This is a genomic window from Bacteroides acidifaciens (assembly GCF_024623065.1).
Classification (GTDB): Bacteria; Bacteroidota; Bacteroidia; order Bacteroidales; family Bacteroidaceae; genus Bacteroides; species Bacteroides acidifaciens.
The window spans coordinates 25,977-34,380 of the sequence record NZ_JANJZR010000046.1 but is presented as its reverse complement, the minus strand read 5'-3'; the positions used below and the strand labels follow the sequence as shown (position 1 = coordinate 34,380).

3 protein-coding genes and 1 pseudogene are annotated in these 8,404 nt (G+C 46.4%); 1 reads left to right on the top strand and 3 read right to left on the bottom strand.

Annotated elements, in window-relative coordinates:
• Nucleotides 1-73 precede the first annotated feature (73 nt).
• From NSB03_RS13385 to NSB03_RS13375, 3 genes and pseudogenes are all read right to left on the bottom strand, one after another.
• A pseudogene (locus tag NSB03_RS13385) lies at nt 74-619 on the bottom strand (glycoside hydrolase family 76 protein); the annotation flags it as partial.
• 90 nt (nt 620-709) lie between these two features.
• Nucleotides 710-1,660 (bottom strand): endonuclease/exonuclease/phosphatase family protein, encoded by a 951-nt coding sequence (locus tag NSB03_RS13380; protein WP_024987611.1) that lies wholly within the window; start codon nt 1,658-1,660, stop codon nt 710-712.
• A 52-nt stretch (nt 1,661-1,712) separates the two neighbouring features.
• Nucleotides 1,713-3,995 (bottom strand): GH92 family glycosyl hydrolase, encoded by a 2,283-nt coding sequence (locus NSB03_RS13375; RefSeq protein ID WP_136014089.1) that lies wholly within the window; start codon nt 3,993-3,995, stop codon nt 1,713-1,715.
• 210 nt (nt 3,996-4,205) lie between these two features.
• Here NSB03_RS13375 and NSB03_RS13370 point away from each other — a divergent pair, with 210 nt between their 5' ends.
• Entirely contained in the window at nt 4,206-8,246 is a 4,041-nt protein-coding gene (locus NSB03_RS13370; protein WP_257466433.1) for a response regulator, read from the top strand.
• Nucleotides 8,247-8,404 lie beyond the last annotated feature (158 nt).

The following is an 8,404-nucleotide window of genomic DNA, read 5'->3' as shown; positions in this document are numbered from 1 at the left end:
ATGCTACAAACAGGGGCTATTGCGGAGGGACAACGACAAACCTCTGTTTAAAGAGGAGTTCTCGGACAGTCTCCCCCATTTCATCGCTCCATCCGCTGTAAATATATTGATACAGTGCGACGGCTTTCTTCAAATAAGCAGGCTTGTGCGTCAATTGGTAGTAGTCGCAGTAATCCAGTGCAATCCAGATGTTGTCGTCATAATAACGTCCGTGCTGCCCATACTTGGCAGGATACGACTGGTAGCAGGCTGGCAGGCGGCTTTCGTCCCAATACTGCTCCATTCCCGGAAGAATCCGCTTTTCGAGTATCTTTTTGTACTTTTTATTTCCCGTAGCTTTGTATAGCGCCACACAGCCCGACATCATCCCGGAATACGGCCATAGGAAAGACGCTTTCAGCGTTCCGTTCTGTTGCGTACCGCCTGCCAGATAAGTGATTTTCTGGTCGGGATTGACGGGATACGTTTCTGTCAGTAGCCCGTCATTTGTCTGATACAGATTCAAGACATTATATAGAATCGAGTCGGCAATAGAAAGATAGCGGGCATTTCCTGGAGTCTTTCCTACTGCGGAAGTAAGGCAAAATAGCATACAGGCTGCAAAACATATATTTCTCATAGGAGTATCGGAGTTGGGAATTGAAACTTTCAGGTTATTAGTGAAAAGTGTCAGCCGAATGACGGATAGACGGCACACGGCTGACAAATATTATTTCTGTTGCCGCTCGTCAAACTCCAGTTCCACCTTCACGGGAAAATGGTCGGAAGGCGTGCGTGCCTGGTAAGCCTTGATGTCGATTTCTTCCGGACAGTCGTTCGCCTGCTTCTTCTCGCCGTTTCCTACGATGCTGCGGTATGTATCCGTCAGTACGCCGTATCTTTTCACGTGGAAAGACGGCGACACGAACACATGGTCGATACGGCTTTCCGTAAAGCTGTCCGGGTCGAAGTCATTGAACGTACCGTTGATGGCATAGCGGAAATCACACTTCTCGTAAGAGTCGCACAATACCCCTTTGCTCACGAAAGCATCATACGACTGGTGAGTCTGGTCGACATTGAAATCTCCCGTCAGGATAGCCGGAAGGTCTTTGCCTTTGCCGAGTTCCTTCATCTTGTCCTGTACGAGGAATGCGCTTTCCACGCGGGCTTTTTTACCGATATGGTCCATGTGCAGGTTGAAGAAAAGGAATTCGAAACCGGTGTCCTTGCATTTGAAATGTCCCCAACTGCAAATACGCGGCAGTACGGCATCCCAACCTTTGCTAGGCACGTCGGGCGTTTCTGACAACCAGAAATCCCCCTTTTCTATCACGTCAAACTTGTCCGTACGATAGAAAATCGCGGAATGTTCGCCTTTCTCTTTGCCGTCGTCGCGTCCTACACCGATATAATCATAACCGGGCAATGCCTCTTTCATGTCCTTCAGTTGATGGATGAAGCACTCCTGCGTGCCGAAAATGTCGAAATCATGGTATTGCACCATTTGGACAATGACCGGGTAACGTTGTCCCCAACCGTTTCCGTTGACGGAGTCGCTGCCGTTGGCGTTTCTCAGATTGTAGGAGGCAACGGTGATGGAAGTAGGCTGATAGTTACTTTGGCAACCGCAAAAGACTATCGCGACAATAGCAATAAATAAAAGGCTTTTAAGTTTCATGTTTTTATAGTTTGTTTGATAGATAATTCTCAGACTTCAAAAGTACGATATTTTATTCAAATGAAAGAGAGTAGGGAGCATCTTTTTCAGTGGTTCCCCGTTGTTTGTCGGGTACAGGGCTCATCCGGAATTGGATATTCGCACCTCGCGTCAACTGGTCGTGTGTAAGATAATTGCGTGAGTACGGCTTTCCGTTCACTTTCATTTCTTTGATGTAGCAGTAGTCGGGCTGGTTGTTATCCGACTTGATAGTGACTGTTTTCCCGTTCTCCAGATGCAGTTTGGCTGATTTGAAGAGAGGAGAGCCTACGACATACTCGTCGGTTCCCGGACAAACAGTGTAGAAGCCTAAGGCGGAGAATACATACCAGGCAGAAGTCTGACCGTTATCCTCGTCACCGCAATAACCGTCCGGTGCGGCGGTATACAGCTTGTCCATTATTTCGCGTACCCGGTACTGGGTTTTCCAAGGCTCGCCGGAATAGTTGTAAAGATAAACCATGTGCTGAATCGGCTGGTTGCCGTGTGCATATTGTCCCATGTTCATCACCTGCATCTCGCGCATTTCGTGAATCATGCCGCGGCTTTCCATTCCCAGCTTGCCCGGAATTACGAATACGGAATCCATCATGGTATTGAATTCTTTCTTGCCGCCCATCAGGTCGATAAGCCCTTGCGGGTCGTGGAATACACAGAAACTCCAGTGCCAACTGTTACCTTCGCAAAATTCGCCGCTCCAGTCTACCGCGTCGAAGTTGGGGTTGAATACACCTTTATCGTCCTTGCCCACCATCAGTTTGCGTTCCGGGTGATAGACATTCTTGTAGTTCTGTGCGCGCTTTTTATAAATCTCGATTTCGTCGGCCGGTTTACCCAGTTTCTTGCCTAATGCATAGATAGTCCAGTCGTTATAAGCGTATTCGAGGGTGCGGGCTACGTTCTGCCCGATTCCGATGTTGTTGGCTACATAGCCCAGTTGGTTGTAGGACTCATAACCGAGACGGCCGGAAGCAGTCCCGCGGAGATGCGCGTTCGTTCCGTGTTTCAACGCTTCCCAAAGAGTTTCGATGTCATATCCGCGCAAACCTTTGATATAGGCGTCCGCTACAACGGAAGCCGAGTTGTTGCCTACCATGCAGTCGCGGTGTCCCGGTGTCGCCCATTCGGGCAGGAAGCCGCTTTCCTTGTAAGCGTTCACCAGTCCTTCCTGCATCTTCCGGTTCATTGACGGATACATCAGGTTGAGGAAAGGAAACAGACAGCGGAATGTATCCCAGAATCCGGTGTCGGTAAACATATACCCCGGAAGTACTTTGCCGTTGTAAGGGCTGTAATGCATCACTTGTCCCTTCGCGTCTATTTCGTAGAAACTGCGCGGGAAGAGCATCGAACGGTACAGGCAGGAGTAGAACGTGCGCAGGTTGTCGATGTTGTCGTCTTCTATCTCTACCTTGCCCATTTCACGGTTCCATATGTTTCGTCCGCTGCTCACCAGTTGGTCGAAAGTCTTGTTGCCTAGCTCTTTCAGGTTCAGTTCCGCCTGTTCGGGGCTGATAAAAGAAGAGGCGACACGGGCGTGGACGATTTCTCCTTTTTTCGTGGCGAATCCGATGACAGCTCCCGTATGGTTCCCCTTCGCTTCCGTTTCATTAGGGAGAATCCTGTTTTCCGAAACGGTGGAAGTAAACGTAAACGGCTTGTCGAACTGCACTACAAAGTAGTTCTTGAAGTTTTCGGGCACACCGCCGCTGTTCTTTGTCGAATAGCCGATAATCTTGTTCTCTTCGGGAATCACTTTGATGTAAGAACCTTTGTCGAAGGCATCCAGGATGACATAGGAATTCTTCGTTTCGGGATACGTAAAGCGAAACATGGCTGCACGTTCGGTGGGAACGAGTTCGGTAGTCACGTCATGGTCGGCTAGATACACCTTGTAATAATAAGGCTTGGCGACTTCCGCCTTGTGAGAGAACCAACTGGCACGTCGGTCTTGATCGAATACCAGTCCGCCGGTGATAGGCATGATGGCAAACTGCCCGTAGTCGTTCATCCACGGGCTGGGTTGATGTGTTTGTTTGAATCCCCGGATTTTGTCGGCATCATACGTATACGCCCAACCGTCTCCCATTTTACCGGTCTGCGGTGTCCAGAAATTCATTCCCCACGGCAATGCCGTAGCTGGATACGTGTTTCCGGTAGATAGTTCGAACTTGGATTGGGTGCCTACCAGTGTGCTGACATAGTCCACCGGATTCTTAACGGCAGAAGATTGCAGGCTGTACAACACGGCACCTCCAAGAAATAGCAAGTGTTTAAATGAAAAATGTGCTTTCATGAACAAATGAATTTATTGATTTGATAATAATTTCTACGACGAAAATAGGGAGAAAAGGAATGTGCTTCCACGAATAGAAAAGCAAAAATGCCTGATGGCGCTAATGTTAACCATTATGGCGTGGAACTTAACTTATATTCCTGCCAGAAAAAAGCGCGAATTATTTTTTTGTTTACCTTTGCCATACATCAAATCTAAGAATGACACGCCATGAATAGACAACCGTTTTTTATCTTTGTTTTAATCCTTAATCTGTTGATACATACGGCTTCCGCCTATAACCTGAAGCAGATTGCAGATAAGGAATATATGTCTAACAGTTCGATTACATCTCTGTGCCAGGACGAACGCGGGCTGATGTGGATAGGTACTTGCGACGGACTGAATATATACGACGGACAGGAAATCGAAGAGTTTAAAACACGTGACAAGGAAGATTACTTATCCGGTAATCTGATTGACAATATTGTATATACCGGTGACGAAATTTACTGGATTCAAACCTACTACGGACTGAACCGGCTGGACAGGCGAACCAACACGATTACGCACTACAATGAGTTTCAGAAACTCTTCTTTATGAACAAGGATACCAATGGCAATCTGTTTATTATCCAGGACAGCAACTGCATCTATTATTATCATAAGAAAGAGGGGGCTTTCAGGAAAATAAATATTACAGGTATTCCCATCTCGGACATCGTAGACTTTTTTATCGACGGCAACAACCGTATGTGGATAGTGATGAAAGGGTACAACCGTTGTTATGACATACAGCAGGAGTCCGCCTCGGGAGACATCACTTTGCTGCCGCAGAAAACCAGCCTGATTTATCAGACTTCACTGATTTACTGCTTCAATGATGAGCAATCTCTTTATTACATCGACAAGGACTATAACTTCTACGCTTTCCATATCCCGACCAAAAAGAATGAGTTTATCGCCAATCTGGGCAAAGAGATACAGGCACGCGGCAAAATCTCTTCCATTGTTCATTATCACGACAGCTTCTTTGTCGGTTTTCTGATGGACGGCATTCTGTTATTGGAGAAGCAGAAGGGAACGAATACCTATCAGATTCAGCCGTTGCCTGTCAACAGTGGCGTGTTTTGTCTCAAGAAAGACCGTTTTCAGGATATTGTGTGGATAGGTACGGACGGACAAGGGGTTTATCTTTATTCCACCCCTCTCTATTCTATCAAATCAACGGTGCTCAGCAATTACAGCGAGAAGATAGAACGCCCCGTACGTGCCCTTTATCTTGATGAAGACCGTACTTTCTGGGTAGGCACAAAGGGAAACGGCATCTTGAAAATCTATGATTACGAGGTTGATAAGAGCATTTCCGACTGTCGTGCGGAGACGCTGACCACTTCCAACAGTGCATTGGGAAGCAACGCCGTCTATTGTTTTGCCAAAAGTCACCGGAATCTTCTTTGGATAGGCGATGAAGAAGGGCTGAGCTATTATTCGTACAAGGAAAAACGTGTCAGGAATATCCCTATCCGGGTAGCTAACGAAGACTTCAAATATATACACGATATTTACGAAACGGCGGACTCCGAACTATGGCTGGCAAGTGTAGGAATGGGAGTCCTGAAAGCCCGTATTGCCGGAACACCGGATAATCCGGTCATCGTAGATGCCCAGCGTTATGTCATCAACGATGGCGAACTGGGCTCGAACTACTTCTTTACTATCTATGCGGAAGACGAATCCCGTCTGCTCTTTGGCAATAAAGGATATGGGGTGTTCCGCTTCAACAAGACAACGAACGGACTGGAGCCTGTATCTACTCATAAATATGAGAACATGACGCTGAACAATATTCTCGCCATCAGCAAGGACAGCAGTAACAATTATCTTTTCGGCACGAGCTACGGGCTGATAAAATATACCTCGGAGACTTCTTACCAACTTTTTAATGCAAAGAATGGCTTTCTGAACAACACGATTCATGCCATTCTCAAAAACTCATCCGATAACTTCTGGTTAAGTACCAACCTGGGACTAATTAACTTCGATACCCGCCGGAATGTATTCCGTTCGTATGGTTTCGGTGACGGGCTGAAAGTGGTGGAGTTCAGTGACGGAGCCGCTTACCGCGATCCTCGGACGGGTACATTGTTCTTCGGCGGCATCAACGGTTTTGTTGCCATCCGTGCGGACGGTCGTCCCGAACAGCTTTATACACCGCCCGTCTATTTTGATAAATTATCCATCTTTGGCGAACAATATAACTTGGGCGAATTTCTCACCCGGAAAAAGGATACGGAGGTGCTGAACCTGCAGTACAATCAAAACTTCTTTTCTGTCTCCTTTGCTTCGGTGGATTATCTGAATGGTAACAACTGCACCTATTTCTATAAGCTGAAAGGTTTGAGCGACCAATGGGTGAACAACGGTTCGGAGAGCGGAGTGTCTTTTACGAATATGGCTCCCGGCGAATATACGCTGCTGGTGAAATACTATAATAGTGTCTTTGATAAAGAGAGTGATGTCTACTCTTTGGTCATCCGTATCGGCGACCCGTGGTATGCTTCCTGGTGGGCTTATCTGATTTATACCTTGTGCCTGCTTTTGCTGGCTGCCTTGCTGATACGTTCCTTTATCCTGCGCTCCAAACGCAAGAAGCAGGAATTGCTGAACGAAATAGAGAAACGTCATCAAAAGAATGTCTTTGAATCCAAACTCCGCTTCTTTACAAATATCGCTCATGAATTTTGCACGCCGCTGACTTTGATTTACGGCCCTTGCGGACGCATCCTTTCGTCCAACGGACTGAGCAAGTTTGTGGTAGACTACGTACAGATGATTCAGACCAATGCCGAGCGTCTGAATAACCTGATTCATGAACTGATTGAATTCCGCCGTATCGAGACGGGCAACAGGGAAGTGCGTATTGAAACGTTAAATGTATCGTCCATCGTAAAAGGAATAGCCAGAACCTTTGTCGAAATGGCGAAATCGAGAAATATTACTTTCCTGAGCAAGATTCCCGAACAGGTGATGTGGAACTCGGACAAAGGCTTCCTGAATACAATCATTATCAATCTGATTTCGAATGCATTCAAATATACTCCCGATGGGCAAAGCATTAAGATTGAAGTGGATACGGCTGAGGAAGGTGTATTGGTGCTCCGGGTAGCCAATGAAGGAAGTGCCATCAAGGAAAAAGATTTCCAGCATATCTTCAACCGCTATTCTATCCTGGATAACTTTGAAAATCAGGATGAGAAGAACTTCTCCCGTAATGGATTGGGGCTTGCCATCTCCTACAATATGGCGAAGTTGCTGAACGGCACGCTGAAAGTGGAAAATACGCCTGACGGATGGGTGATGTTCACATTGACCTTGCCTGTCATGGAGCCGACTACCGGAGCAACGGCAACAAAGCGGATTACTTCGGAATATATTCCGAAGATAGACACACAGCCTGTTCTGAAACTTCCTCATTATGAGTTTGATAAAATGCGTCCTACCTTGTTGGTGGTTGATGATGAAATAGAAATGCTGTGGTTTATCGGTGAAATCTTCTCCGGTGACTTTAATGTAGTAACCCTGCAGGACCCTGAGCGGGTGGAACAGGTGATGAACGAAGTTTATCCGAATGTGATAATCTGTGATGTCATGATGCCGGGAATCGGTGGCATTGAACTGACCAGGCGGATTAAGGCGGTGAAAGAGACGGCACATATACCTATCATCATAGTTTCCGGACGACATGAGATGGAAGAGCAGATGGCGGCTCTCTCGGCAGGTGCGGAGATGTATATCACGAAACCGTTTAATGCGGAATATCTCCGCATATCGGTGGGGCAGGTGATGGAGCGTAAGGAAGTGCTGAAAAACTATTTCAGTTCGCCCATCAGTTCCTTTGAGAAGTCGGACGGCAAGCTGACACATAAGGAATCGAAGAAATTCCTCCAGTCTGTCTTGAAGATTATCAATGATAATATAACGAATAAGGAACTGACCCCGCGTTATATCGCCGACCGGCTGGCAATCAGCCCGCGTAGCCTTTACCGGAAAATGGAAGAAATCGGTGAAGATAGTCCGACGGATCTGATAAAGGAATGTCGTTTGCATATCGCCAAGGATTTGCTGCTGACGACTAAAAAGACTATTGATGAAATAGTATTCGATTCAGGGTTCTCCAATAAGGTAACTTTCTTCAAAGTGTTCCGTGAAAAGTACGAGTGCACGCCAAAAGAATTTCGGATGAAACATTTGGAAGAGGTTCGGCAATAGGCTGTAGTGGGGGATTTTCCGAGAAAAAGAAGAAGTAAATATCCGTGTTAATATGGTAAGTATCCGTGCCAAAAAGTAAAAAAAGTAGAGTTTGATTTCTTTTGGTAGAGTTTAGTGATTTTATCTTTGCTTCATCGAAAATTTAAGTAGATAAAATC